This window comes from Leifsonia sp. EB41 (genome assembly GCF_041262565.1).
Lineage (GTDB): Bacteria > Actinomycetota > Actinomycetes > Actinomycetales > Microbacteriaceae > Leifsonia.
In genome coordinates this window covers 3,877,932-3,901,864 of record NZ_JBGCCJ010000001.1, presented here as the reverse complement: position 1 = coordinate 3,901,864, position 23,933 = coordinate 3,877,932, and the positions used below count along the sequence as shown (strand labels likewise).

Here is a 23,933-nt window from a genome sequence, read left to right as displayed (position 1 = left end):
GGTGGGATCAGTACCAGTTCGGGTTGTGGCTCATCTCGAAGGTCCACGCGGCGCAGGGCGAGCCGTACGCGCGGTTGATGTAGTCGAGACCCCAGTTGACCTGGGTGTTCTGGTTCGTCATCCAGTCGGATCCGGCCGAGGACATCTTGCTCGCCGGCCACGCCTGCGGGATGCCGTAGGCGCCGCTGGAGCTGTTGTAGGCGTCGGCGCGCCAGCCGGACTCGTGGTTCCACAGCGAGATCAGGCAGCCCATCTGGTCCTGCCCCCAGCCGAAGGCGCCCAGCCGGCTGGACGCGTAGGCCTGGGCCGCGGCGGGGTCGACGTTCATCCCGGGCGGGGGCGCGAAGCCGTCGGCGCTTCCGCCCTGGTTCGCGGCCTGCTGCGCAGCCGCTGCCGCCGCGACGCCCGCGGCGTACTGCTGCTCCACCGCTGCCGCGGTGTTCTTGAGCGACGCGAGCTGCGCGTACAGCGTGTTGGCGTGCGTCTTCTGGTCGGCGAGCTGCGCGTCGGCGGCGGCCTTGGCCGCGGTCGCGACCTGCAGCGCCTTCTGCGCATCCTTGTCGAGCTGGTCGCGGATCTTCTGCGCGGCGTTCGCCTGCTCGCTCAGTGCGGCGGCGATGTTCTTCTGCGCGGCGGCCTGGGCGAAGAGGCCGGAGGCCTGGTCGGCGAGCTTGGAGACCGCGCCGAGCTGGTACAGCAGCGACGGCTGCGAGCCGGTGGTCGCTGCTGCGGTCCCGCCTGGCGCGCCCGCTCCGCCGAGGAACAGCCGGAGCGACACGTCCGAGGTGCCTGACCGGGTGAGCTGGGCCGCGAACTTGCCGCTCTCCGCCCGCAGCTCGTCCGCCCGCGCCGCGGCGGCCTGGGCCTGCTGACCGATGTCCTGCGCCTTGGCCGTCGCCGCCGTGAGCGCTGCCTCGGCCTTGCCGTACTCGCCGAGGCGCTTCACCGCCAGGTCGCCCGCAGCGTTGGCCGCGGTCTGCAGCGATGCCAGGAGGCCGTTGATGCGGTCGACCTCCGCCTGGGCCGCAGCGGCGTTGGCCTTGGCCGCCGCCACGTCGTTCCAGGAGGGGTAGGTGTCCGCGCTCGCGGGAGCCGCACCACCTGCCATCGTGAGCGCGCCGATGAGCGCCGCCACTACGACAGAAGACGTCCAGAGCCGTCGAGACACACGTACCTCGCTTCCCGATCCCCGCCGACCAGGCTAACGGGTGGTCGCGCTCATCCGTAGAAAGGCGCTGCGCCTGTCGCTTCTTCGATCATCAGCTCCAGCACGGCCGGATCGGTGGTGTTCTCGCCGAGTCGGTTGGGCTTGCCCGCCCCGTGGTAGTCGCTGGAGCCGGTGATCTGGAGGCCGTATTTGGCCGCATAGCCGCGCAGCACGGCCACCCCCTCCTGCCGGTTCTCGCGGTGGTCGAGCTCCAGCCCGAACAGCCCGGCCTTCACGAGCCGGCGCAGGCGGTCCTCCGGGATCACGCCGCGGCTGCTGGTCGCCGGGTGCGCCAGCACGGGCACTCCCCCTGCGCCCCGGATGAGCCGGATGCCGGTCGCCGGGTCGGGCGCGTAGTGCGGCTGGAAGTAGCCGCTGCGCCAGTGCAGGATGCCGGCGAACGCGGCGCTGCGGTCGGCGGCGAGCCCGCGGGCGACGAGCGCGTCGGCGATGTGCGGGCGCCCGACGGTCGCGCCCTCCGTCGCCTGGGCGAGCACGTCGGCCCAGGTGATCTCGTAGTCCTCGGCGATGCGGCGCACCATGTCCTCCGCGCGGCGCATGCGGCCCTCGCGGATGCGGCGCGTCTCGGCGACGAGCGCCTCGTTCGCCGGGTCGAACAGGTAGCCGAGCATGTGCACGCTGGCGAACTCGATGCGGGTGGAGAGCTCCATGCCGGGGATGACCGTCACGCCGGCCTCTGCTCCCGCCGCCGCTGCGGAGGCCCAGCCGGCGGTCGAGTCGTGGTCGGTGATGGCGATCGTGCCGAGCCCGGCGGCCGCGGCGGCGCGCACCAGCTCGGCGGGGGTCTCCGTGCCGTCCGACACGCTGGAGTGCGTGTGGAGGTCGACGGGACCGCGGAACCGTCGCTCATCAGCCATGCCCACCATCCTAGGAGTGGAAGAATGGTCGGCATGTCGTCCGAGAACACCACCGCGCCCGCGCCCGCCACGAGCCCAGCCACAAGCGACGCCGCGCCGCGCGCAACCGCGAACCGCTCCACCACCCCCGGATCGGAGAACTTCCGCGAATACATCGGCAGCAACTGGGCCGATCGTCCGGAGATCCTCCCCGGCGCCCGCGCGCAGGCCGATTACGCCGCCGCCCGCCGCGCCCGCGTCTCCGAGCTCTTCCCCGGGCAGCGGCTGATCATCCCGGCCGGGCGTCTCAAGCAGCGCTCCAACGACACCGACTACCCGTTCCGCGCGCACTCCGCGTTCACGCACCTGACCGGCTGGGGCTCCGACGCCGAGCCCGGCAGCGTGCTCGTGCTGGAGCCGCACGACGGCGGCCACGTCGCCACCCTCTACTTCCGCGAGCGCGCGGGGCGCGACTCCGACGAGTTCTACGCGAACCCGGAGATCGGCGAGTTCTGGATCGGCCCGCGCCCGTCGCTCGCCCAGGTCGCCAGCGACCTCGACCTCCCGACCCGCGGCATCGGCGAGGTGGAGGCTGTGCTCGACGCGGTCGACGCCGCCACCCTCGTGCTGCGCGAGGCCGACCCCGAGCTGACGGACCGGGTCGACGCCGCCCGCCTGGTGCTCGCGGCCGAGACCGGCGCCGACGCCGGGGCCTCGGTGTTCGATCCGGAGGAGCACGGCGAGGACGACCGCCTCGCCCGCGACCTCTCCGAGCTGCGCCTCGTCAAGGACGCGTACGAGGTGGCCGAGCTGCGCAGCGCGATCGCCGCGACCGCCGCCGGCTTCGACGATGTGGTCGCCGATCTGGCCCGCATCGTCACCCACCCGCGCGGCGAGCGGATCGTGGAGGGCGTCTTCAACGCGCGCGCCCGCCTGGACGGCAATGCGGTCGGCTACGACACCATCGCCGCCAGCGGACCGCACGCCTGCATCCTGCACTGGACCCGCAACGACGGCCGCGTCCTCCCCGGCGACCTGATCCTGATCGACGCGGGCGTGGAGGTCGACAGCCTCTACACCGCCGACATCACGCGCACCCTCCCGATCGACGGCACGTTCACCGAGACCCAGCGGCTCGTCTACGAGACGGTGCGGGAGGCCGCGGACGCCGCGTTCGCGATCGTGCGCCCCGGCATCCGCTTCCGCGAGATCCACGCGGCCGCGATGGCGGTCATCGCCCGGCGCACCGCCGAGTGGGGGCTGCTGCCGGTGACCGCCGAGGAGGCGCTGCAGGCCGACAACCAGCACCACCGCCGCTACATGGTGCACGGGACCAGCCACCACCTGGGGCTCGACGTGCACGACTGCGCGCAGGCCCGCCGCGACCTCTACCTCGACGGGGAGCTTGCGCCTGGCATGACCTTCACGATCGAGCCCGGCCTGTACTTCCAGCCGGACGACCTCACGGTGCCGGAGCGGTTCCGCGGCATCGGCGTGCGCATCGAGGACAACATCCTCGTGACGGCCGACGGCGCCGAGAACCTCTCGATCGCCCTCCCCCGCACCGCCGACGACGTCGAAACCTGGGTCAGAAACCTCGCCCGCTAACCGCCACCCCCACGCGACGCTCCACCGCCGAGGGGCACGTCGTCGTCACTTTTCGGCGTGAAAAGCGACAACGACGTGCCCCTCGATGGCGCTGGTCGGGTCAGGCCGTGGGTGGGGTGGGCGGCTGCTCGCCCGCGGGCGGCGCCGGCTGCGGCTGCACCGGCTGCGCGGGCGGCGGGTCGGACGGGTGCGCGGGCGGCGTCCAGCCGCTCGGGGCGGCCTGGACGTCGGCCACTCCGCCGAGCAGATTGCGCGCGCGGTTGACGAGGTCCGCGTCCACCAGGACCGAGTAGCTGGTCGCGATCACCTGCATCACCGAGGTGTAGTCGCGGCGGCGCCGGTTGATCGCGTAGGACACGATGCCGAACAGCATCCCGAACCCGGCGCCGATGAGCACGGCGGCGATGACGAACGCGTAGCTGACCGTGGGCGAGAAGATGAGCAGCAGCAGCCCGAAGAAGATGCCGAGCCAGGCGCCGGAGGCCGCCCCGGCGAGCGCGACGCGCCCCCAGGTGAGCTTGCCGGTCACGCGCTCGACGCTCTTGAGGTCGCTGCCGACGATGGAGACCTTGTCCACCGGGAAGTCCGCGCGGGCCAGCACGTCGACCGCCTGCTGCGCGTCGACGTACGTCTCGTAGGTCGCCACGACCTCTCCCCGGGGCATGGTCGGGAAGAGCATCCGGTTTCGTCCGCCGAGCGGGCTGGGTGTGGTCATCCCGTCATTGTCCCATCCTCACCGTCCGCCCGGCATCTAGGGCTTAAGTTATAAGACGTGAGTACCCGCATCTTCGTCGCCCGTCTGGCCGGCACCAGCGTGTTCGATCCGGTCGGCGACCGGGTCGGCAAGGTCCGCGACGTCCTGGTGGTGTACCGCAAGGACGATCCGCCCAGCGTCGTCGGCCTCATCGTCGAGATCCCGGGCAAGCGGCGCGTGTTCCTGTCGATCGGGCGGGTGACCAGCATCTCCAGCGGCCAGATCATCACCAACGGTCTCATCAACGTGCGCCGGTTCGAGCAGCGCGGCGGCGAGGTCCGGGTCATCGCGGAGCTCCTCGGCCGCAAGGTCCTCTTCACCGACGGCACCGGCGAGGCGACCATCGAGGACGTCGCCATCCAGGAGTCCCCGACCGGCGACTGGGCGGTGAGCCAGCTCTTCGTGCGGCGGCCCAAGTCGGGCGCGTCCCCCTTCGGCAAGGGCCAGACCACGTTCGCCGCCTGGAACGAGGTGCGCGAGAAGCAGGCCGCCCGGGGCGAGGCGCAGTCTGCCGAGCAGCTGATCGCGGCGTACTCGGAGCTGAAGCCCGCCGACCTGGCGAACACGCTCCTCGACCTGCCGCAGCAGCGCATGCTCGAGGTCGCAGAGGAGCTCCCCGACGACCGGCTCGCCGACGTGCTCGAGGAGATGCCGGAGAGCGAGCAGGTGCAGATCCTCGCCCAGCTCGACGACGACCGCGCCGCCGACGTGCTCGACCAGATGCAGCCGGACGACGCCGCCGACCTCATCGCCCAGCTCTCCGACGAGCGAGGCGAGCACCTCCTGGAGCTCATGGAGCCGGAGGAGGCCGACGACGTCCGCATGCTGCTCAGCTATGCGCCGGACACCGCGGGCGGTCTGATGACGACGGAGCCGATCATCGTCTCGGCCGACGCCACCGTCGCCGAGGGCCTCGCCCTCATCCGCCGCCACGAGCTCGCCCCGGCGCTCGGCGCGGCCGTCTGCGTGACCCTGCCGCCGTACGAGGCGCCGACCGGGCGCTTCCTCGGCATCGTGCACTTCCAGCGGATGCTGCGCTACCCGCCGCACGTGCGCCTCGGCACCCTCCTCGACCCGAGCCTGGAGCCGGTCACCGCCGACACCTCCGCCGCCGAGGTGTCGCGCATCCTCGCCAGCTACAACCTCGTCTCCGTACCCGTCGTGGACGAGAAGCATCGGCTCGTCGGGGTGGTGACCATCGACGACATCCTCGACTACCTGCTCCCCGACGACTGGCGAAGTCAGGACGAGGACGAGCCCGTCAAGGCCCCGTCCGAAGAGACCGGCAGTATCCGCATCGTGAACGGAAGGAGGGGCGGAAGTGGCACGAGGTAAGCAGGACAACAGCCTGGACGCCCCGAAGGGCCTCCGCACGTCGGTGATCCCCCGGCGCGACCCGCTGGAGCAGCGGGACACCTTCGGCCGGTTCACCGAGTGGATCGCGCGCGCGATGGGCACCCCGTGGTTCATCCTCGGGCTGACCATCTTCGTCGTGGCCTGGATGCTGTGGAACACGCTCCTGCCCAACGCATGGCGGTTCGACTCGGCGGCGCTCGGCTTCATCGCGCTGACGCTGGTGCTGTCGCTGCAGGCGTCGTACGCCGCCCCACTCATCCTGTTGGCGCAGAACCGGCAGGACGACCGCGACCGCGTGCAGATCGAGCAGGACAGGCAGCGCGCCGAGCGCAACCTGGCCGACACCGAGTACCTGGCGCGCGAGGTCGTGGCCCTGCGCCTGGCGGTCAGGGACATGGCGACGAAGGACTTCATCCGCGCCGAGCTGCGCGCCCTCCTGGAGGACCTGGACAAGGGCGAGCCGGCCGAGAACGGACGTGCGCGTGCCTGAGGCCGGTCCCTCCGGTCCGGGCGTCGCAGGACTGGTCGAGCGCGCCCTCTCCGGCGTGCTCGACCCGGAGATCCGCAAGCCCGTCACCGAGCTGGACATGATCGGCGGTGTCGAGGTCGACGCCGACGGGCATGCCACCGTGCGGGTGAAGCTGACCATCGTCGGCTGCCCGGCAGCCGACAAGATCGAGCGGGACGTCCGGGCCGCGACGGCCTCCGTCCCCGGCGTCAGCGGCGTGACGGTCGACGTCACGGTGATGACGCCCGCCGAGCGCGCGGCGCTCACCGAGAAGCTGCGCGGCGGACGCGCGGCGCGCGCGCAGCAGTTCGGTCCCGACTCGCTGACCCGCGTCTACGCCGTGACCAGCGGCAAAGGCGGGGTGGGCAAGTCCACCGTCACCGCCAACCTCGCCGTTGCGCTCGCCGAGCGCGGCCTCCGGGTCGGGCTGGTGGACGCGGACGTGCACGGCTTCTCCATCCCCGGGCTGCTCGGCCTGACCGACGCCGAGGGCGTCGCGGTGCGGCCGACGCGCGTGGACGACATGATCCTGCCGCCGGTCGCCTACGGCGTGAAGGTCATCTCGATCGGGATGTTCGTGGACTCCTCGTCCGCGGCCGTGGCCTGGCGCGGGCCGATGCTGCACCGGACGATCCAGCAGTTCCTGGGCGATGTCTTCTTCGGCGACCTGGACGTGCTGCTCCTCGACCTCCCGCCCGGCACCGGGGACGTCGCGATCTCCGTCGGCCAGCTCCTGCCGCAGGCGGAGGTGCTCGTGATCACCACGCCGCAGCCGGCGGCGGCCGACGTCGCCGAGCGCAGCGGCGTCCTCGCGCGCCAGACCGGCCAGCGGATCGTGGGCGTCATCGAGAACATGGCCGGACTCGTGCAGCCGGACGGCAGCGTGCTGGAGCTGTTCGGCTCCGGCGGCGGAGCCGAGGTCGCACGGAGGCTCTCGAAGGGCCAGGACGTCCCGGTGCCGCTGCTCGCCAGCGTCCCGCTCAGCGTGCCGCTGCGCACCGGAGGCGACACCGGCGCGCCGATCGTGGTCACCGACCCGCAGGACCCAGCGGCCGCCGCGATCCGCGCCGTCGCCGCCGGCCTCGCCCAGCGCCCCCGCGACCTGCCCCGTCGCAAGCTCCCCCTCTCCACCCGCTAGAACGCCCTACCAGGCGGGCTCGGCGAGGCGGGCGAGGAGTTCGGTGAGGAGGCGCTCGGTGAGGGGCCGCGGCAGCGCCTCGATCAGTGCCAGGAGCGGGGCCTGCTCGTCCGGGAGGCCGGGGGCGTCGCCCGCGATCCCGACGGCACGCAGCAGCCCCGCCGCCGTGTCCGAGTCGAGCGGAACGTCGCCGAGCGGCGGCAGCGCGGACAACGCGACGGCGGGGTCCACCGGAGGCACGCCTCGCACGTCGTCCGCCGAGGCCCGCAGCGCGGCCTCCAGCTCGTCCAGCCGGTCCCGGGTGACCGGGGTGATCGTCAGGTGCGTCGTGTGCGGCAGCCGCGTCCCGTCCGGCTGCGTCAGCCCCGGCTGGAGCTGGAGGTGCCAGCCGCGCTTGCGCGCGCGGTCCGCCCAGTGATGCGGGTCGACCCTGCGGTCCGCCGGCACGGCGTCGTCGGTCGCGACCGCGAACAGCGGGCCGGTCGGCGCTCCCACCACGCGCAACCCCTCGATGTCGCCCACGATGTCGGCGAGCGTGCGCGTCGCGCGCAGGCACGCTTCGGCGAGCGACGCGAAGCCGCGCGCCCCGAGCGCCTGGATGATCGCCCACGACGCCGCGAGCGCGCCGGCGGACTTGGAGCCGAGCAGGGTCGGGTTCACGACCGGGTAGCCCGGCCATCCGGTCGTCGCGAAGTACTGCAGCCGCTGCCGGTCGCGCCCGCGCTGCAGCAGGACGCTGGCTCCCTTCGGCGCGTAGCCGAACTTGTGGAGGTCGGCCGACAGGCTGGTGACCCCAGCGACGCGGAAGTCCCACGCAGGCAGCGCAGCCCCGTCCGGCTCGCGCCAGAACGGCAGGATCCAGCCGCCGATGCAGGCGTCGACGTGGAGGTCGACGCCGGCCTCCTCGCACGCCGCCGCGACCTCCTCGACCGGGTCGAGCGACCCGTAGGGGTACGCGGGCGCGGAGACGACCGCGAGCGCGACCTCCGACCCCAGCCGCTCGATCAGCCGCGCCGGGTCCAGCCGCCCGGTGTCCGGGTCGACCGGTACGAGGTCCAGCTCGAGCCCGAAGTACTCCGCCGCCTTGTGGAACGCCGCGTGCACCGTCACCGGCGCGACGATGCGCGGCACACCGGAGCCGCCGCGCGCCCGCCACGCCTCGCGCGCGGTCTTCACCGCGAGCAGGCAGGACTCGGTGCCGCCGGAGGTCACGGAGCCGACCACGTCGTCGCCGCCGTGCAGCAGCTCGCGCGCGAATCCGAGCACCTCGCGCTCCATCACCGCCACCGAGGTGAAGGTGGTCGGGTCGAGCCCGTTCACCGGCTGCACCATCCGCACCGCGGCGGCGGCCATTTCGTCGAGCTCCGCGATCCCCGAGTCGTAGACGTAGCTCAGCACGTGTCCGCCGTGCGTCGGCGCGTCCGCGGCGCGCAGGCCGGCGAGCCGGCTCAGGATGGCGTTCCGGTCAAAGGATGTCATCGACGTCTCCCTTCCGCAGCCGGTACCGCGCCAGCGGTGCCAAGCTCACTGCGATGATCGCCGCGGGGATGAGGCTGAAGCTCAGCACGATCCCGACCACGGCCTCCGCGGGCTGCGTCGCTCCGCCGGCCGCAGCGGCAGACGCCGAGCGGGCGATGTACCCGGTCAGCGCGAGCACGACGGTGAGCACGGTCGCGCCGAGCGCCATACCCGTCGTCTCCCCCGCGGTCCACATCCCGCCGAACGTGCCGGCGCGGCCGGGACCGTTGCGGCGCGCGTCGTGCGAGATGACGTCCGGCAGCATCGCCATCGGCAACGACTGCATCCCGGCGTAGGCTGCGCCCGCGACCGCGACGGGCAGGTACACCCACGCCCCGGGGAACCAGACCAGCAGCACCATCGACAGCGCCGCCACCCCGAACAGAAGGCTCGCCGCCCGGAAGCCGCGCTCCTTGCCGATCCGCCGCGCCACGACGCCCCACAGCGGCGTCACGACCAGCGCGGGGCCGATCAGCGCGATGAAGAGGAACGTCACCGCGTCCTCCGAGTGCAGCACCCAGGTCGCGACGTAGTTCGCGCCGGCGAGCATCATCCCGGTCGCCAGCCCCTGCAGCAGGAACGTCAGCAGGAGCGCGCGGAACGGCTGGCTGTCGCGCAGGGCGCCGATGCCGGCCGCGTAGTTGGTGCGCAGCGTCGTGAGCACGCCCTCCCGCGGCGGCAGGACCTCGGCGGGAAGCTGCCGCGGCGCGACGAACGCCGACACCAGCATGCCGCCGCCGATGACCACGCCCGCGACGAGCGCCATCAGGAAGTAGCCGGTGAAGTCGTTCCCGCCGCCGAGCGACCGCAGCGCGGGGCCGCCGGCGCCGAACAGGAGGATCGCGAAGGTCAGCACCACCACGCGCCAGGTCAGCAGCCGGGTGCGCTCGTCGTAGCCGGAGGCCAGTTCGGCCGGGAGGGCGATGTACGGCACCTGGAACAGGCTGAACGCGGTCGCCGTCAGCAGGAAGGCCACGAACACCCATACGGCAGCGGGGACGGCGGCGGTGCCCGCCGGGACGGCGAAGGTGAGCAGGAAGAACACCGGCAGCGCCACCGCGCCCAGCAGCATCATCGGCCGCCGCGAGCCGCGCGCGGCCAGCATCCGGTCGCTGCGCGCGCCGATCACCGGATCGATGATCACGTCCCACACCTTGGCGACTGTGACGACGAGCCCGGCGGCGAGGGCGGCGACGCCGAGGCTATCGGTCAGGTAGTAGACGAGGACCAGCCCGGGCAGCGTCGCGAAGCCTCCGGTGCCGAGCGAGCCGACGGCGTATCGGGCGACCGTCGCCCGGGTCAGCGACTGCTGCGTTGCGATCATTCCCGCATCGTAGGGGATGCAGGGCCGTATCGGGGCGCAGACCGGTCAGCGACGCGCAGGGTTTCTGTACGGACGCTCAGGCCGCCCGGCGGCTCAGGTCGACTCGGCGTCGAACGGCGGCACGGTCCCGGGCGGGAGGGCGGCCGCGCGCTGGCCCAATCCCGACTGGCCCATCGCGGACGGGGTCACCGGCTTGATCGCGGACGGCGCCGGCGCGTCGTCCAGCAGTGCCTCGCGGATGATGCGGCGCGGGTCGTACTGACGCGGGTCGAGCTTCTTCCAGTCGACGTCGTCGAACTCCGGCCCCATCTCCTCTTTCATGCGGTCCTTGGCGCCGTCGGCGAAGTCGCGCACCGTGCGCACGAACTGCCGGAGCTTTCCGGCGTAGAGCGGAAGCCGCTCCGGCCCGATCAGGAACGCAGCGATCACAGCCACGATGAGGAGCTTCTCGAAGGTCAGGCCGAACACACATGAAGAGTATCGCGCGCGGCTGCACGAATGCTGGATCGGCTGGGCCTATTCTGGACCGGGGCCACTGACGGGAGACACGTGTCTGACAAGGACTCGAACTGGAGATTCGCCGACGACGTCATCGTCGAGAGCGAGGTGATCGCCCGAGCCCGGCAGCAGTCACTGGAGCTGGGCGTCGATCCGATCGCCCCCAGCACGGGTGCGCAGGCGGCTGTCGTGGTCGCCGCGACCAAGGCGGAGAACATCGTCGAGATCGGTACCGGCGTCGGCGTGTCGGGGCTCTGGCTGCTGCACGGCGGCGCGGAGGCCCAGCTCACCAGCATCGACGTCGAGGTCGACCACCAGCAGCACGCGCGCACGTTCTTCACGGAGGCGGGCATCGCCGCCAACCGCGTCCGGCTCATCACGGGGCACGCGCTCGACGTCCTCCCCCGGATGAACGAGAACTCCTACGACATCGTCTTCGTCGACGCCGACCCGCAGTCGGTGATCGAGTACGTCGAGCACGGCCTCCGGCTTGTGCGTCCGGGCGGGACCGTGCTGGTCGCCCGTGCGCTCTGGCGCGGACGGGTCGCCGACCCCGCGGCCCGCGACCCGCTGTCGACCGGCTTCCGCACGCTCATCACCGAGACAGCGGCCTCCGGTGCGGTGATCAGTGCGCTGTCGCCGGCGGGCGACGGGCTGCTGCAGATCACGAAGCTGACGCTCTAAGCCCAGGCACGAGCCCGGGCCCGGAAACGAGCCGAGCCCCGAAACGAGGAAGGGGCCCCGATCACTCGGGGCCCCTTCTCGGGTATCTCGTTCAGTCGGGTACGTCGTCAGGACGCGCTCACGACGCTCGCGAGAGCGTCGTGAAGCTCCTTGGCCTCCGCATCGTTGACGGAGACGACCAGACGTCCCCCACCTTCGAGCGGTACCCGCACGATGATGAGCCGTCCCTCCTTCACAGCCTCCATTGGCCCGTCCCCGGTCCTCGGCTTCATGGCCGCCATGCAGCTCCCCTTTCGTGGATGTCCTGTCTATTATCCGTCATCCACGGCTGACGGGGGAAATCGCCGGTCTACCCCACGCGCAATGGGCCGCGTGCGACACGCCGTCACGGGCGCCGGGTCACGGCGGCGACCAGTCGGCCCCGTCCACGCCCCAGCACAGCGCGATCCAGCCGACCTGCAGCGCGACGAACAGCACGACCATCCCGACCCGGTAGATCCGGCTCCTCGGCATGGCGACGACGCCCAGCAGCGGGAACAGCGGCATCAGCAGGCGGAACGTGCTCGACTGCGGGAAGAACACCGCGAACAGGTAGAGCGAGTAGGCCGCGATCCAGAACCGCAGGTCGACGCCCAGCCGGCGCACCGCGGGCGAGAACAGCAGAACGGCGTAGACGGCGACGAGCAGCAGGAGGGCGATCACGCCGATCCAGCCGGGCACGCCGAGCATGACGCTCGCCCACCAGTTCGCGCCCTGGAACCACGGCGTGAACGGCACGAGGTGGGTGTAGCCGATGTACGGCGCGCGCCAGGCGAGCTCGGTGTCGGTGTAGGCGGTCCACGATCCGGTGGCGATCGCGGCGATGGCCGGCCAGGCGATCCCGGCCACCGCGCTGAAGACGGCGAGCGACGCGCTCAGCACGCGCTGCCGCACGGGGAACGGGTCCTCGCGCCGGTGTAGCCAGCGGTAGACCACGTGGAGGCCGACCGCCAGCGCGAAGGCCAGCCCGCTCGGCCGCGTGAACGCCATCGCGAGCACCACGGGGAACAGCCAACCGTACCTCCGCTCGACCAGGAGCAGCAGCGCGGCCGCGAGCAGCAGCAGGTAGAGCGACTCGGCGTAGGCGAGCTGGAACAGCGGCGAGACCGGCGAGAAGCAGAACAGCACCACCGCGAACATGCTCGTGGACCTGCCCAGCCCCACCCGCAGCATCAGCCGGTAGAACACCAGCGCGGCCCCGGCCGCGCACAGCATGGACACGAGCACCGCGGCCGGCGCCCACGACAGCCGGGTGAGGAACATCACCGCGTCCACGACCCCCGGGTAGCCGGGCAGGAACGCCCAGGCGTTCTCGGTCACGTGGAGGCCGTTCGACGGCAGCGACGCCGGGTAGCCGCTGACCGCGACGATGTTGTACCAGAGCCCGTCCCAGATCGTCGCGAACGAGAAGTAGTCGGGGTGCGCGCCGGTCCAGGGGTTCCTGCCCTGGTTGGCGGCGAAGATGAGCAGGATGACGGTGGTGACCACCCGGCTGGCGAGGAAGACGCCGAGGACCTGCACCCACCAGCGCGACCACCACGGGCCGCGCGGCGTCAGCGCCGCCTCCTCGGCCTCAGCGGGCGCCGGGACCGCTGAGCCAGGCACGGAGACCGGCCTCCACCGCGACGATCTGCTCCACGTCGACGCGCTCGTCGTCGGCGTGCGCCTTCAGCGGGTCGCCCGGGCCGTAGTTGACCGCCGGGATGCCGAGCGCGCTGAACCGGGCGACGTCGGTCCAGCCGTACTTGGGCTTGGCGACGCCACCGACCGCCGCGACGAACTCCTGCGCGAGCGGGGCGTCCAGTCCGGGGCGGGCGCCGTCGGCGCGGTCCACCACGGTGATCTCGTAGCCGTCGAACAGCTCGTGCATGTAGGCGATGGCTTCCTCCGAGCTGCGGGAGGGGGCGAACCGGTAGTTGACGTGCACCATCGCCTCGTCGGGGATGATGTTGCCCGCGACGCCACCCGAGACGCCCACTGCGTTCAGGCCCTCGCGGTACACCAGCCCGTCGACCTCCACCTCGCGCGCGGTGTAGCCGGCCAGCAGGTCGAGCACCGGCGCGATCTTGTGGATGGCGTTCTCACCGACCCAGCCGCGGGCCGAGTGCGCGCGCAGCCCGTACGCCCGGACCTCCACGCGGAGGTTGCCGTTGCAGCCGCCCTCCACGACGCCGTTGCTCGGCTCGCCCAGGATGGCGAAGTCGCCGACGAAGAGGTCCGGCCGGTTGCGGGCGAGGCGGCCGAGGCCGTTCAGCTCGGCGTTGACCTCCTCGTGGTCGTACCACATCCAGGTCACGTCGATGGCGGGGTCGGTGAGCTCGGCGGCGAGCTTCAGCTGCACGGCGACGCCGGCCTTCATGTCGACCGTGCCGCGGCCCCAGAGGTAGCGGACGCCGCCGTCCACCTCGAACCGGGTGGGGAGGTTGTCGTTCAGCGGCACGGTGTCGATGTGGCCCGCGATCAGCGCGCGGCGCTCGCGACCGAGGTTCGTGCGCGCGACGACGGTGTCGCCGTCGCGGATGATCTCCAGGTGCGGGAGCGGCGAGAGGGTCTCGACGATCGCGTCCGCGAGCGTCTTCTCGTTTCCGGACACCGACTCGATGTCGCAGATCTGCCGGGTGAGGTCGATGGAGGTGGCGCTGAGGTCGAGAGGCACGCTACTAATCTAGGGGCATGCCTTCCGACTTTCCTGACGAGTCCGCCGCCCGCTCCGCCTGGGGCTACGGGCTGGCCACGATCGCCGGCGACGGCACCGTGCTCGACACCTGGTTCCCCGAGCCGCGACTGGGCCGCCTCCCGGCCGGACGCGAGCGCTGGATCGCCCCGGCCGAGTTCGAGGAGCTCGCCGGCGAAGACGCGCGCCGCAACGTCCGCATCGACATCGTGACGGTGGAGATCGACTTCGACGAAGCCCCGGCCTCCACGCCGGACGCCTATCTGCGCCTGCACCTGCTCTCGCACCTGCTCGCGCGCCCCAACACGGTGAATCTGGACGGGATCTTCGCGCACCTGCCGATCGTCGCCTGGACCAACGCAGGGCCGATCCTCCCCGCCGACCTGGATCGCCTCCGGCCGAAGCTGCAGCGCGCCGGAATCCATGTCACGGGCATCGACAAGTTCCCGCGGCTGCTCGACTATGTGACGCCGGACCGCGTGCGCATCGCGGACGCGTCCCGCGTGCGCCTCGGCGCCCACCTCGCGCCGGGGACGACGGTGATGCACGAGGGCTTCGTCAACTTCAACGCGGGCACTCTCGGCTCCTCGATGGTGGAGGGCCGCATCTCGCAGGGCGTCGTGGTCGGCGACGGCTCCGACATCGGCGGCGGCGCCTCCATCATGGGCACGCTCTCCGGCGGCGGCACCCAGCGCGTCGCGATCGGCGAACGCGCGCTCCTCGGCGCGAACTCCGGCATCGGCATCTCGATCGGCGACGACACGGTGGTCGAGGCGGGGCTCTACGTCACCGCCGGCACGAAGGTCGTCGTGGTCGACAGCCCGGCGACCGCGGACGGCCGGCCGCAGACCATCAAGGCCGTCGAGCTCTCCGGCGTCCCCGGCCTCCTCTTCCGCCGCAACTCGCTCACCGGCGCCGTGGAGGTCCTCCGCCGCACCGGCACCGGCGTCGAACTCAACGCCGCCCTCCACGCCTGACCCGTCACCGAAGGGCACGTTGTTGTCACTTTCGCACGCGAAAAGTGACAACAACGTGCCCCTCGGCGGCTAGACGAGGGTGAGGACGGAGGCGGGGTCGGCCAGGATGCGGCCGATGTCGGCGAGGAAGCGGGAGCCCTGCTCGCCGTCCACGATCCGGTGGTCGAACGTCAGCGCGAGCGTGAGCACGTCGCGCAGGGCGATCTCGCCGTGGTGCTCCCACGGCTGACGCCGTACGGCTCCGACCGCCAGGATCGCGGCCTCCCCCGGCGTCAGGATCGGGGTGCCCGCGTCGACGCCGAACACGCCGACGTTGGTGATCGTGATCGTGCCGCCGCTGAGCGCGGCCGGCTGCGTCTTGCCCGAGCGGGCGGTCACCGCGAGCTCGCGGATCGCACCGGACAGCTCGGCCAGCGAGTGGCCGTCGGCGTCGCGGATGACCGGCACCAGCAGCCCGCGCGGGGTCGCCGCGGCGATGCCGAGGTTGATCGCGCGGGTCTGGACGATCTCCTGGGCGGCCTCGTCCCACTTGGAGTTGACCTCCGGCGTCCGCCGTGCCGCCAGGCACAGCGCCTTCGCCACCACGGCGAGGAGGCCGGGACGCGCGTCGGCGAGGTCCGGCCGGGCGCGCAGGCGCTCGATCAGCTCGCTGGTCGGCGTGATGTCGACCGTGAGGAAGACCGTCGCCTGCGGGGCGCCGAACGCGCTGCGCACCATCGCCTCGGCTGTCGCCTTGCGGACACCCTTGATCGGGATGCGGAGCTCGGCGGGTGCGGCCTCGGCGGCCGGAACGGTCCCCTGCGGCGCTGACGCCGGCGGGGTCGCGTACGCGTCGAGGTCGGCGCGCGTCACCAGCCCGCGCTCGCCCGTGCCGGCGACGGAGGCGAGGTCGATGCCGCGCTCCCTGGCCAGCTTGCGAACCGGCGGGGTCGCCCGCGGGCGCTCGCGCACCGCGGTGTCGGACGCGGGAGCAGCGGACTGCGCGGGCGCTGCTGCGGCCGGCGCTGATGCGACAGCCTCCCGGGCGACCGGCTGCGACGCCAGCCCCGGACGGGCGCGCCGGGCGGGCCTGCCCGTGGCGTCCGGTCGCGCGCCGTAGCCCACGAGCACAGGCTCCCTGACCGCGGCGCCGCTCGACGACGATTCCTCGGACGGCGCGGCCGCAGGCGCCGCGGGCTCAGCGCCCGCCGCACCCTCCACCTCGAACGCCAGCAGCGGCTCCCCCACCGCCACCGTCACGCCGGGCTCCACGTACAGCCGGGACACCGTCCCCGCGTACGGGGCGGGCAGCTCGACCAGCGCCTTGGCGGTCTCCACCTCGGCGATGATCTGGTTGAGGTGCACGGTGTCGCCCACGGCGACGTGCCAGCTCACCAGTTCCGACTCGGTGAGTCCCTCGCCCAGGTCCGGGAGCGCGAATTCCTTGACCGCCATCAGTCCTCCACTCCGCTCAGCGAGTTCGGGCGGTCCATGACGCGGTCGATGCCGTCCAGGATGCGGTCGAGGTCGGGCAGGTGCGCGGACTCCAGCTTTGCGGCCGGATACGGGATGTCGTGGCCGGTGACGCGGACCGGCGCGTGCTCCAGGTGGTAGAAGCAGCGCTCGGTGATGGAGGCCGAGATCTCCGCGCCGAGGCCGCCGGACAGCGCGGCCTCGTGGGTGACGACCAGGCGCCCGGTCTTCCGCACCGACGCCGCGACGGTGTCGAGGTCGAGCGGCGACAGCGAGCGGAGGTCGATCACCTCCACCGAGACGCCCTCATCCCCGGCCGCGAGCGCCGCGTCCCCCGCCAGCTGCACCAGGCCGCCGTAGGTCACCAGCGTGACATCGCTGCCCGAGGTGAGCACGCGGGCCGTGCCCATCGGACGGGCGTCCTGGAGCGAGGCATCCTCGTCCACCTCGCCCTTGGCGTGGTAACGGCGCTTGGGCTCGAAGAACAGCACGGGGTCGTCCGAGGCGATCGCCTGGCGGATGAGCGTGTAGGCGTCCTGCGGGGTCGACGGGCTCACCACGCGCAGCCCCGCGGCGTGCGCGAAGTAGGCCTCCGGCGAGTCGGAGTGGTGCTCCGCGGCGCCGATGCCGCCCGCGAACGGCACACGGATCGTGATCGGCATCCGTACGGCGCCGGCGGTGCGGTAGTGCATGCGCGCCACCTGGCTGACGATCTGGTCGAACGCCGGGTAGATGAAGCCGTCGAACTGGATCTCCACCACGGGACGGAGCCCGCGGTACGCCATCCCGACGGCGGTGCCCAGGATGCCGGACTCGGCCAGCGGCGAGTCCATGACGCGGCGCGGGCCGAACTCGGTCTGGAGGCCGTCCGTCACGCGGAACACGCCGCCGAGCGTGCCGATGTCCTCGCCCATGAGCACGACCTTGTCGTCCTCGGCGAGCGAGCGGCGGAGGCCGGCGTTGATGGCCTTCGCCATGGTCAATGCGGTCATCGGTCACCTCCCACGAACGTGCGCAGGTAGCGCGAGTAGTGGTCCCGCTCACGGGCGAGGCCCGTGTGCGGCTCGGCGTACACGTTGTCGAACACGGACATCGGGTCCGGGTCCTGGAGCGCGACGACGCCCTGTCGCATCTCGGCGGCGACGCGGTCGGCGTGCTCCTGGATGGCGGTCAGCCGCTCCGGGGTCAGCAGGCCCTCCGACGCGAGGTACGCCTCCACGCGGGCGATCGGGTCTTTGGCGCGCCACTCGTCCAGCTCGGCCGGGTCGCGGTATCGGCTCGGGTCGTCGGCGGTCGTGTGCGGGCCCATCCGGTAGGTGACGGCCTCGATGAAGGTCGGTCCGCCTCCGCTGCGGGCGCGGTCGAGGGCCGAACGCGTCACGGCCATGACCGCGAGGACGTCGTTGCCGTCGACCCGGACGCTCGGCACGCCGAAACCGGGGGCGCGCTCGGCGATCGGGCGCTGCGCCTGCAGGCCGACCGGCTCGGAGATCGCGTACTGGTTGTTCTGGCAGAAGAAGATGACCGGCGCGGCGTAGGTCGCGGCGAAGATCAGCGCCTCGTTGACGTCGCCCTCGGAGGTCGCGCCGTCGCCGAAGTAGGCGACTGCCGCCGCGTCGGTGCCGTCGGCCTGGATGCCGATGGCGTAGCCGGTGGCGTGCAGGGTCTGGGCGCCGATGATGACCTGCGGGGTGGCCATGTTGATGTCGTAGGGGTTCCAGCCGGACTGGGCGGTGCCGCGCCACACGCGCAGCAGGTCGACCAGTCCCGCGCCGCGGCAGTAGGCCACGCCGTGCTCGCGGTAGCTGGAGAAGACGAAGTCGTCGTGGCGCAGCGCGCGGCCGGAGCCGATCTGGGAGGCCTCCTGGCCGAGCAGCGGAGGCCAGAGGCCCAGCTCGCCCTGACGCTGCAGGGCGGTCGCCTCGGAGTCGATGCGGCGGATGACGAGCATGTCCTCGTAGAGGCCGAGGAGCTCCTCAGCGCCGATGTCGGAGACCCAGGCGTCGAAGCGGACGTCGCTGACGCGCTCGCCCTCGGGAGTCAGCAGCCCGACGATGTCGGCGCCGACCGGGAAGTGGACATCGTCCATCCGGGTGTCGGGTTGATTGTCGATCGTCACGGTTCACGCAACCTTCACTCTCGCGTCCGGCCGCCCGCTTGTGGCAGGCATGACCGGCTTCCGGCCTCCTTGCCGGAATTACTCGAAAGGCTACGCTCCACGATCAGCGCGCACAACCGACGGCGTGTCGACCGTGCAGAGTGCACTGTCGCGGGTCGCGTCGAGATGCTAGCTTTCACACTATGCGCACGTTCGACAGCACCGACAGACGCATCCTCGTCGCCCTCGCCGACGACCCGCGATCGACCAACGTCTCCCTCGCCGACCGGCTCGGCCTGAGCCGCAACACGGTGCAGGCGCGGGTGGCCGAACTGGAGCGGAACGGGGCCTTCCTGTCGTTCGAGCGGCGCATCTCGCCGACCGCCGCGGGGTACCCGCTGGCGGCCTTCGTGACCGTGCACGTGCAGCAGCAGAAGCTCGCCGCGATCGTGGAGCACCTGGCGGGCATCCCGGAGATCGTGCAGGCGCACGGCCTCTCCGGGCCGTCCGACCTGCTGCTGCGTGTCGTCTGCACGGACGCGGAGGACCTCTTCCGCATCACCGGCGCGATCCAGTCCACCGACGGCGTCGAGCGCGCCGAGACGTCGCTCGACATGGGCGAGCTCATCCCCTACCGCCTCCGGCCCCTCCTGACTCGCGACTGACGCCGAGACGGCGCATTCTCCGCCGTCTCGCGCCGATTCGGGCGATTTTGCGCCGTCTCGCCGCGCTGGGAACGGCGAAGGCCGCGCCGACGGAGTCGGCGCGGCCTTCGTTACGAGCGGGAGCTCAGCTCTCGACGGTCTCCGCTGCGGGCTCGACGGGGGCCTCGGCGGCCGCCTCGTCGGCGAGCACCGGGGCGAGCGACAGCTTTCCACGGTCGTCGATCTTGGTGATCTCCACCAGGATCTTCTGGCCGACGCCGAGGACGTCCTCGACGTTCTCGACACGCTTGCCGCCGGCGAGCTTGCGCACCTCGGAGATGTGCAGCAGGCCGTCCTTGCCCGGGAGCAGCGAGATGAACGCGCCGAACGCGGCGATCTTGACGACGGTTCCGAGGAACTGCTCGCCGACCTCCGGGTTCGTCGGGTTCGCGATCGCGTTGACCTGGGCGCGGGCCGCCTCGGCCGACGGGCCGTCGGTGGCGCCGATGTAGACGGTGCCGTCCTCCTCGATGGAGATGTCGGCGCCGGTCTCGTCCTGGATCGCGTTGATCGTCTTGCCCTTCGGGCCGATCAGCTCGCCGATCTTGTCGACCGGGATCTGGACCGAGATCACGCGCGGCGCGGTCGGGGCCATCTCGTCCGGCGCGTCGATCGCGGCGTTCAGCACGCTGAGGATGGTCGTACGAGCATCCTTGGCCTGCTTGAGCGCGCCCGCCAGCACCGACGACGGGATGCCGTCGAGCTTGGTGTCGAGCTGGATCGCGGTGACGAACTCGCTGGTGCCTGCGACCTTGAAGTCCATGTCGCCGAGCGCGTCCTCCGCGCCCAGGATGTCGGTGAGCGCCGCGTAGCGGGCCTCACCGTCGACGACGTCGGAGATCAGGCCCATGGCGATGCCGGCGACCGGGGCGCGCAGCGGCACACCGGCGTTGAGCAGCGACAGGGTGGACGCGCAGACGGAGCCCATCGAGGTGGAGCCGTTGGAGCTCAGCGCCTCGGAGACCTGACGGATCGCGTACGGGAACTCCTCGCGGGTCGGCAGCACCGGCACGAGCGCGCGCTCGGCCAGGAAGCCGTGCCCGATCTCGCGACGCTTCGGCGACCCGACGCGGCCGGTCTCACCGGTCGAGTAGGGCGGGAAGTTGTAGTGGTGCAGGTACCGCTTCTTGGTGACAGGCGACAGCGAGTCGATCTGCTGCTCCATCTTGAGCATGTTCAGCGTGGTGACGCCCAGGATCTGGGTCTCGCCGCGCTGGAAGATCGCCGAGCCGTGGACGCGCGGGATGACCTGCACCTCGGCGTCGAGCGGACGGATGTCGGTCAGGCCACGGCCGTCGATGCGGATGCCCTCGCGCAGCACGCGGCCGCGCATGACCACCTTGGACACCGACTTGTACGCCGCGGAGAACTGCGAGAGCACCTCCGCGTCGAGCGCGCCGGCCTCCACCTTCTCGGTGAGGGCGACCTTGACGCGGTCCTTGAGGGCGTCGTCGGCGTTCTGGCGCTCGACCTTGTCGGCGATCTGGTAGACGTTCACCAGCTCGTCGTAGGCGAGGGCAGCGACGTTGTCGTAGGTCTCCTGCGAGTAGGGCAGGAACAGCGGGTAGTCGGCGATCGCCTTCGCGGACTGCGAGGCGAGCACCGTCTGCGCACCCACGAGCTGGCGGATGAACGGCTTGGCGGCCTCCAGACCCTGGGCGACGACCTCCTCGTTCGGCTTGACGGCGCCGGCCTGGATGAGGTTCCAGCTGCCCTCGGTGGCCTCCGCCTCGACCATCATGATCGCGACGTCGCCCTCGGTGCCGTCCTCGTTGGTGAGGACGCGACCGGCGACGACGAGGTCGAAGACGGCCTCCTCGAGCTGCGAGGCCTTCGGGAACGCGATCCACTGGTCTTCGTGCTGGCCGTTGCCGGGGATGAGCGCGAGGCGCACACCGGCGATCGGGCCGGAGAACGGCAGGCCGGAGATCTGGGTCGAGGCGCTGGCGGCGTTGATCGCCAGGGCGTCGTAGAACTCCTCCGGAGCGATGCTCAGGACGGTGATGACGATCTGGACCTCGTTGCGGAGGCCGTCGACGAACGACGGGCGCAGCGGGCGGTCGATCAGGCGGCAGACGAGGATCGCCTCGGTGGAGGGGCGGCCCTCACGGCGGAAGAACGAGCCGGGGATCTTACCGGCGGCGTACGAGCGCTCCTCGACGTCGACGGTCAGCGGGAAGAAGTCGAAGTTGTCCTTCGGGTGCTTGCTGGCGCTCGTCGCGCTCAGCAGCATGGTCTCCTCGTCGAGGTAGGCGGCGACGGCGCCCTGCGCCTGCTGGGCGAGGCGTCCGGTCTCGAACCGGACGGTGCGGGTGCCGAAGCGTCCATTGTCGAGGACTGCTTCGGCGAACTTGATTTCGGGACCTTCCAAGAGGTCTTTCTCCTTTGTTTAACGTCGCAGCCCCGTCTGGGCGCGACTCCACAATGGAGCGAGCAGGCAGTTCGACACGTGTTCCGTGTACGCGGCATCCCATGCGGGTGCGTGGGCTGAGCCCGTCTGGCCATCAGTAGAAATACACGGTTGCGCTACGGGGAACGCATCCGGATACCACCACCGAGGACCAGCTCCTGCCAGCCTGCTCCAGTGATCGGCATTCGGCCGACCAACAGAATCCTATCAGTCGTGGTGCTGAGGACGCCGGAAATCCGGGATCAGAGCGCGAGCGTCGCCCGCGCGGCCTCGGCCAGGGCGACGCCGTAGGACGGCCCGTGCCCCGCTGCGTGGACGGCGAGCGGGTGGAGCTGGTGCAGCGGGACGCGCTCCCGCCAGCCCGGGCGCAGCGGCCGGGCGGCGTCGTAGCCGGCGAGGATGTCGTCCAGGTGCGGTGCGCCGAACAGCGCGAGCATGGCCAGGTCGGTCTCCCGGTGGCCGCCGTGCGCTGCGGGGTCGATGAGGACGACGCCGTCGGGAGACCAGAGCACGTTGCCGGTCCAGAGGTCGCCGTGCAGGCGCGCGGGCGACTCGTCGTCGTCGAAGTCGCCGGCCTCCACGCGGGCGAGGGCGCTGTCCACGACCTGCCGTTGGCGCGCGGTCAGGTTGCCGGCGGCGACGGCGATGTCGAGGTACGGGCGGACGCGGTCGCGGGCGTAGAAGCGTCCCCAGCTCGACTCGTGGGCGACCGGGAGCGGTCGGCGACCGATGAACAGCGGGCCGTCCCAGCCGTCCGGCGGGGCGCCGAAGGCGGCGGCGCCGGCGGAGTGCGTCACTGCGAGGGCCGCGCCGAACGCGCGTGCGGCGGCGGCATCTGGCCGGGTCTCGGCCACCTCCTCCAGCTCGATGTGCCCGGGCGACGCGCCGACCACCCGCACGACGCGGGCGCCGCCGTCGCGCTCGGCCTCTGCGAGCCAGCGCAGGCCGGCGGCCTCCGCCTCGAAGAACGCGGCGGGAGCGTCGGGACGTTCCTTCACGATCGTGCGCACGGGTTCCACCGTACTCAGCGCGCGGGAAGCCTCAGCTCAGCTTCGAATTGATCTCGGCCAGGGACCGGCTGATCGACTTCCCGCCGTCCTCCATCGAGGTGCCGCCGTAGAAGACGGCCGCCTCGAGGTTGTTGAGGCGCGCCATCGCGGTCTTCGGCGCGAAGTCGCGCCCCGGCTGCCCGGACGCGACGCTGGATCCGCCCGCGTACAGGTAGCCGGCGATGTTGCGCGCAAGGATCAGCAGTTCCGCCTGCTCGGCGTCGGAAAGTGCCATGTCGAATCTCTCTTCTTGTCTGGTTTCTAGGATTTGCGGTTGATCTGGGCGAGACTGCGCGAGATGGCGTTGCCCTGGTCCGCCATCGAGGTGCCACCGGCGAAGACGGCGGACTCCAACGCGTCGAGGCGCTGCATCAGCGAGTGGGCCGCGAAGTCGCGACCCGTGAGTCCGGAGGCCACGCTCTCACCCCCGGCATAGAGGAATCCGGCCACGTTGCGCATCGCCTCCAGGAGCTCGCTCTGCTGGTTGTCGCTCAACCCGCCGAGGAACGGCCCACCTGAGGGACCGGCGCTCCCGACGTACTTCTCGAAGTCGACGGGCACTCCATTGAGCTTCAGCGTGATGTGCAGGTGCGGTCCAGTGCTGCCCTCGCCCGAATTTCCGGACAGCGCGATGCGCTGCCCTTGCTGGACGGCCTGCTCGTTCGCGACCGAGATGGAGCTCAGGTGCAGATATTCCGTTCGCGTGCCGTCAAGGTGATCGAGGAAGACCATGCGTCCACCCGAGCCCGAGGGCGAGTTGTCGACGCCGGCGACGCGGCCGGCCTTCACCGCGACGACCTCCGTGCCGACGGGGCAGGCGTAATCCGTGCCCGGGTTCGGGCTCGCACGGCGGACGTGCGCGGCGAAGTCGTCGCTCACGAGCCGAGTGGCGGTCGGAAAGATGTACGCCGCCGCGGCCGACGCCGGTGCAGACGGGTCGGTGACTCGCCATCCCACCGCGGCCAGCGTCGACAGGGCGGTCGCGGCGAGCAGAGCGTCTCTGCGTGAAAGTCCACTGGGCATGAAGCGAGACTATATGATTCTTCTCAGAAATGCTAATCCTAGATTCCAACGAGAA

23 protein-coding genes are annotated in these 23,933 nt (G+C 71.6%); 7 read left to right on the top strand and 16 right to left on the bottom strand.

The genetic code is table 11. The features are described from left to right. Nucleotides 1-7: 7 nt before the first annotated feature. Together ABH923_RS19240 and ABH923_RS19235 are read right to left on the bottom strand one after the other, a co-directional pair. Complete coding sequence (locus ABH923_RS19240; protein ID WP_370057002.1) at nt 8-1,135, bottom strand: hypothetical protein; 1,128 nt, start codon at nt 1,133-1,135, stop codon at nt 8-10. An 83-nt stretch (nt 1,136-1,218) separates the two neighbouring features. After that, a complete protein-coding gene (locus ABH923_RS19235; protein ID WP_370057001.1) occupies nt 1,219-2,085 on the bottom strand; it encodes a PHP domain-containing protein in 867 nt (288 codons plus the stop codon). Nucleotides 2,086-2,118: 33 nt separating this feature from the next. Between ABH923_RS19235 and ABH923_RS19230 the strand changes: the two genes are divergently transcribed. Further along, nucleotides 2,119-3,672, top strand: a complete 1,554-nt coding sequence (locus ABH923_RS19230; protein WP_370056999.1) for an aminopeptidase P family protein — start codon at nt 2,119-2,121, stop codon at nt 3,670-3,672. 100 nt (nt 3,673-3,772) lie between these two features. Here ABH923_RS19230 and ABH923_RS19225 read toward each other — a convergent pair whose 3' ends face one another. Then, a complete protein-coding gene (locus tag ABH923_RS19225) occupies nt 3,773-4,387 on the bottom strand; it encodes a general stress protein (protein WP_370056998.1) in 615 nt (204 codons plus the stop codon). A gap of 57 nt (nt 4,388-4,444) precedes the next feature. Here ABH923_RS19225 and ABH923_RS19220 point away from each other — a divergent pair, with 57 nt between their 5' ends. Genes ABH923_RS19220 through ABH923_RS19210 form a run of 3 tightly spaced genes read left to right on the top strand, consistent with a single transcriptional unit; the run spans nt 4,445 to nt 7,428 of the window. Further along, entirely contained in the window at nt 4,445-5,761 is a 1,317-nt protein-coding gene (locus tag ABH923_RS19220) for a magnesium transporter MgtE N-terminal domain-containing protein (protein WP_370056997.1), read from the top strand. After that, a complete protein-coding gene (locus tag ABH923_RS19215; protein WP_370056996.1) occupies nt 5,748-6,272 on the top strand; it encodes a DUF1003 domain-containing protein in 525 nt (174 codons plus the stop codon). The genes ABH923_RS19220 and ABH923_RS19215 overlap by 14 nt, the downstream gene beginning before the upstream one ends. Next, the gene (locus ABH923_RS19210) at nt 6,265-7,428 is read left to right on the top strand and encodes an Mrp/NBP35 family ATP-binding protein (RefSeq protein WP_370056995.1); all 1,164 of its coding nucleotides are present in this window, start codon (nt 6,265-6,267) and stop codon (nt 7,426-7,428) included. Before ABH923_RS19215 ends, ABH923_RS19210 begins: the two co-directional genes overlap by 8 nt. Before the next feature lie 6 nt (nt 7,429-7,434). Here ABH923_RS19210 and ABH923_RS19205 read toward each other — a convergent pair whose 3' ends face one another. The 3 genes from ABH923_RS19205 to ABH923_RS19195 form a co-directional block, all read right to left on the bottom strand. Further along, the gene (locus tag ABH923_RS19205; RefSeq protein ID WP_370056994.1) at nt 7,435-8,907 is read right to left on the bottom strand and encodes an aspartate aminotransferase family protein; all 1,473 of its coding nucleotides are present in this window, start codon (nt 8,905-8,907) and stop codon (nt 7,435-7,437) included. Next, a complete protein-coding gene (locus tag ABH923_RS19200) occupies nt 8,894-10,270 on the bottom strand; it encodes an MFS transporter (RefSeq protein ID WP_370056993.1) in 1,377 nt (458 codons plus the stop codon). The genes ABH923_RS19205 and ABH923_RS19200 overlap by 14 nt, the downstream gene beginning before the upstream one ends. A gap of 93 nt (nt 10,271-10,363) precedes the next feature. Continuing rightward, entirely contained in the window at nt 10,364-10,738 is a 375-nt protein-coding gene (locus ABH923_RS19195; protein ID WP_370056992.1) for a Sec-independent protein translocase TatB, read from the bottom strand. Between the two features lie 81 nt (nt 10,739-10,819). On the opposite strand from ABH923_RS19195, the gene ABH923_RS19190 reads away from it, so the two are divergent. Further along, nucleotides 10,820-11,452, top strand: a complete 633-nt coding sequence (locus ABH923_RS19190; protein ID WP_370056991.1) for an O-methyltransferase — start codon at nt 10,820-10,822, stop codon at nt 11,450-11,452. A gap of 107 nt (nt 11,453-11,559) precedes the next feature. Here ABH923_RS19190 and ABH923_RS19185 read toward each other — a convergent pair whose 3' ends face one another. The 3 genes from ABH923_RS19185 to dapE form a co-directional block, all read right to left on the bottom strand. Beyond that, nucleotides 11,560-11,733, bottom strand: coding sequence for a DUF3117 domain-containing protein (locus ABH923_RS19185; protein WP_021764147.1), 174 nt, complete (start codon nt 11,731-11,733; stop codon nt 11,560-11,562). A gap of 118 nt (nt 11,734-11,851) precedes the next feature. Further along, nucleotides 11,852-13,096 (bottom strand): hypothetical protein, encoded by a 1,245-nt coding sequence (locus ABH923_RS19180; RefSeq protein ID WP_370056990.1) that lies wholly within the window; start codon nt 13,094-13,096, stop codon nt 11,852-11,854. Continuing rightward, entirely contained in the window at nt 13,065-14,147 is a 1,083-nt protein-coding gene (gene dapE / locus ABH923_RS19175) for a succinyl-diaminopimelate desuccinylase (protein ID WP_370056989.1), read from the bottom strand. Before dapE ends, ABH923_RS19180 begins: the two co-directional genes overlap by 32 nt. Nucleotides 14,148-14,164: 17 nt before the next feature. Between dapE and dapD the strand changes: the two genes are divergently transcribed. Continuing rightward, nucleotides 14,165-15,142: a 2,3,4,5-tetrahydropyridine-2,6-dicarboxylate N-succinyltransferase gene (gene dapD, locus ABH923_RS19170; protein WP_370056988.1), complete on the top strand. Its 978-nt coding sequence runs from the start codon at nt 14,165-14,167 to the stop codon at nt 15,140-15,142. A gap of 69 nt (nt 15,143-15,211) precedes the next feature. Here the strand turns inward: dapD and ABH923_RS19165 are convergent, their stop codons facing one another. The 3 genes from ABH923_RS19165 to pdhA are packed head-to-tail and all read right to left on the bottom strand — an operon-like array spanning nt 15,212 to nt 18,683. Next, nucleotides 15,212-16,576: a dihydrolipoamide acetyltransferase family protein gene (locus ABH923_RS19165; protein ID WP_370056987.1), complete on the bottom strand. Its 1,365-nt coding sequence runs from the start codon at nt 16,574-16,576 to the stop codon at nt 15,212-15,214. Continuing rightward, complete coding sequence (locus ABH923_RS19160) at nt 16,576-17,586, bottom strand: alpha-ketoacid dehydrogenase subunit beta (protein ID WP_370056986.1); 1,011 nt, start codon at nt 17,584-17,586, stop codon at nt 16,576-16,578. The genes ABH923_RS19165 and ABH923_RS19160 overlap by 1 nt, the downstream gene beginning before the upstream one ends. Beyond that, nucleotides 17,583-18,683, bottom strand: coding sequence for a pyruvate dehydrogenase (acetyl-transferring) E1 component subunit alpha (pdhA, locus tag ABH923_RS19155; RefSeq protein WP_370057398.1), 1,101 nt, complete (start codon nt 18,681-18,683; stop codon nt 17,583-17,585). The genes ABH923_RS19160 and pdhA overlap by 4 nt, the downstream gene beginning before the upstream one ends. Before the next feature lie 212 nt (nt 18,684-18,895). Here pdhA and ABH923_RS19150 point away from each other — a divergent pair, with 212 nt between their 5' ends. Beyond that, nucleotides 18,896-19,357: an Lrp/AsnC family transcriptional regulator gene (locus ABH923_RS19150; RefSeq protein WP_370056985.1), complete on the top strand. Its 462-nt coding sequence runs from the start codon at nt 18,896-18,898 to the stop codon at nt 19,355-19,357. A 124-nt stretch (nt 19,358-19,481) separates the two neighbouring features. Here ABH923_RS19150 and ABH923_RS19145 read toward each other — a convergent pair whose 3' ends face one another. The 4 genes from ABH923_RS19145 to ABH923_RS19130 all read right to left on the bottom strand — a co-directional run bounded on the left by ABH923_RS19145 (nt 19,482) and on the right by ABH923_RS19130 (nt 23,878). After that, nucleotides 19,482-21,767, bottom strand: a complete 2,286-nt coding sequence (locus ABH923_RS19145; RefSeq protein WP_370056984.1) for a polyribonucleotide nucleotidyltransferase — start codon at nt 21,765-21,767, stop codon at nt 19,482-19,484. A 281-nt stretch (nt 21,768-22,048) separates the two neighbouring features. Continuing rightward, nucleotides 22,049-22,807 (bottom strand): fructosamine kinase family protein, encoded by a 759-nt coding sequence (locus tag ABH923_RS19140; protein ID WP_370057397.1) that lies wholly within the window; start codon nt 22,805-22,807, stop codon nt 22,049-22,051. A gap of 40 nt (nt 22,808-22,847) precedes the next feature. Then, a complete protein-coding gene (locus ABH923_RS19135; protein WP_370056983.1) occupies nt 22,848-23,090 on the bottom strand; it encodes a hypothetical protein in 243 nt (80 codons plus the stop codon). Between the two features lie 26 nt (nt 23,091-23,116). Next, the gene (locus ABH923_RS19130) at nt 23,117-23,878 is read right to left on the bottom strand and encodes a M23 family metallopeptidase (protein WP_370056982.1); all 762 of its coding nucleotides are present in this window, start codon (nt 23,876-23,878) and stop codon (nt 23,117-23,119) included. Between the last annotated feature and the right edge of the window lie 55 nt (nt 23,879-23,933).